This window comes from Candidatus Weimeria sp. HCP3S3_B5 (genome assembly GCF_052064335.1).
Taxonomy (GTDB): Bacteria; Bacillota; Clostridia; order Lachnospirales; family Lachnospiraceae; genus Weimeria.
The window spans coordinates 1-2010 of record NZ_JBQHVU010000053.1 but is presented as its reverse complement, the minus strand read 5'-3'; the positions used below and the strand labels follow the sequence as shown (position 1 = coordinate 2010).

Below are 2010 nucleotides of genomic sequence, written 5' to 3'. Positions count from 1 at the left end.
GCCGTTTCTTACGCCAAGATTGTGCCGTCACCGAAAATAAAATGCCGTTGAGCGGAGAAATCGTCGAAAATAACACGCCGTTTCCTCCGCTAATAATTTGCCGTTTGACAGCTACCTGATCCGTGGGGATAAGGAATACCATATCCCCCACGAAAAGCAGGAATCACAGGCAGCAGCGGCAGGGATTGACTATGAGCCGTGACGGATCTCTACTTCAGAGCATTCTTGTCTGTATTCTCTTTACGTCTATATTCATAAGCATAAACAGATATCAATTCACAATTTTTTTACCATCACTCACCTTATTTACTATAACCGAAACAACGGAGACTCCTATCATGCAAAACGCAAATGCATAAAAGAGATTGTATGCTATCCCCACTGTCCCTTCATATTCTCCGATGATATTCCTATCATCAAAATCCCATTTAATGGCGTAGTTAAGAAGAATTATAATTCCAGAAAATACAATCTCAGGGATATTCTTCCCTAGAAGCGCCATAATGAGATTTAGAACTGTAAACATCGCAAGAGCCAGATATAAACCTAAATATACCGCAATATAAGTATCATCAACGCCAAGAGCTGACAGATTTTTCGACGCCACCATATATACCTGAATATACTCAGCAATTGACAAATCCTTTGCAGCTGAAGCATTAATTGTTATGTCATCTGATATTTTCATATCCGACATTCCTTCCATCTGTTTTTCCGTATGTGTGACATATGGAAGAAAAAGACATATGATAATAAGTGCTGCAACGGCCATTTTTATCCAGAATAATATTTTACTCTTCGACATGTAGCATCTCCTAAATCAGCCTATTTTCTTAAGTTTCAGTGTTATCGATTCAAAGCTCTGAGAATCCACAAGACCATCAACATCCTTATCATAGGTGATATTCATTGCAGTATTTGGCTTGATACTCTGACTTTTCACCACATATTTTTTCAGGTTCTTAATAGCATTATCTGTATCAGAAATATCAACAGCACTCCCATCCTCTGGCACAAGCTTCAGTTCTATATTAGCATCACCATATCTGTCCCTATAGTCTCCTCCCAATGACACATATCCGACAGTGGCTGCATTTTTACCGACATAGTTTCTGATATAATACTTTGTCTTATCCGGAGCCGCTTTTATCGTTTTCAATTTAGGCCCATTGCCTTTGCTTCCGACTTTTTTCACTGCCAGATCAATATGGTCATATGACTGAAAATCAGTAAGACTACTGTATTCCTCACCGTCGGAATCCTTTTCAAAATCAATTTTCACTTTTGTATTAGGTGCTATATTCTGTGCCGTGACCACATAGTCCTGAAGTTTTTCTTCATCTTCATCAGTTCCAACGCCTACATAGGAACCATCTTCAGTTACATAATTAACAGTAAGCAGCCCATCACCTATTCTTATTAGCCTATCACCGCCCAGGGACGTATAGCCAACTGCTGAAGCATTGACACCAACATACTTGTCCACATACTGTACGTGCTTATCGTCAGATGATTTAAGTGTAAAATCATCATCTGCATATTCATCGTCTGTATCGTAACTCTCATCACTATAGTCTGAATCGTCTGTATCGTTATAATCGTCCTTATCATAATCATCATTTGAAGATGATGTAACAGGCTTGTGCCCCGATGCAGTATGCTTTATTATTGAATTTCCAGACCTAATTTTTCCAACACACAATAATATAACAACCGCTGCAATTATAATAATGCATATTACAATTGGCTTATGCCTCTTCTTCCTATAACTTTCTTCTTTAAACAAATTCTTATGCTGAGATGCTTCACTTTTTGTATTATATGCATTAAAAAATTCATTCTCAGCATTCTCTGCCTTTGGATTGTGTCCTGATGTCAAATAGAAATTATCCTTTTTTTCGGCTCTTCATCAGTTTGTGTGGGTAGCTAAAACGCTGTAACCCTTGTAAATATTGAAAAAGCATACATTTTCCTGTACAATTTTTTCGCCAAAAAAAATCTATAGTACAG

2 protein-coding genes are annotated in these 2010 nt (G+C 37.7%); both read right to left on the bottom strand.

Annotated elements, in window-relative coordinates; genetic code table 11:
• Positions 1–271: 271 nt before the first annotated feature.
• Complete coding sequence (locus ACTNCK_RS11610; protein WP_441082884.1) at positions 272–805, bottom strand: hypothetical protein; 534 nt, start codon at positions 803–805, stop codon at positions 272–274.
• Positions 806–820: 15 nt separating this feature from the next.
• Positions 821–1879 carry a hypothetical protein gene (locus ACTNCK_RS11605; protein ID WP_441082883.1) on the bottom strand — a complete coding sequence of 353 codons (1059 nt, stop codon included), beginning with the start codon at positions 1877–1879 and terminating at the stop codon, positions 821–823.
• Between the last annotated feature and the right edge of the window lie 131 nt (positions 1880–2010).

Excerpts from the sequence above, each read along its gene's own strand:
- ACTNCK_RS11610 (WP_441082884.1), bottom strand. The coding sequence starts at position 805 with ATGTCGAAGAGTAAAATATTATTCTGGATAAAAATGGCCGTTGCAGCA.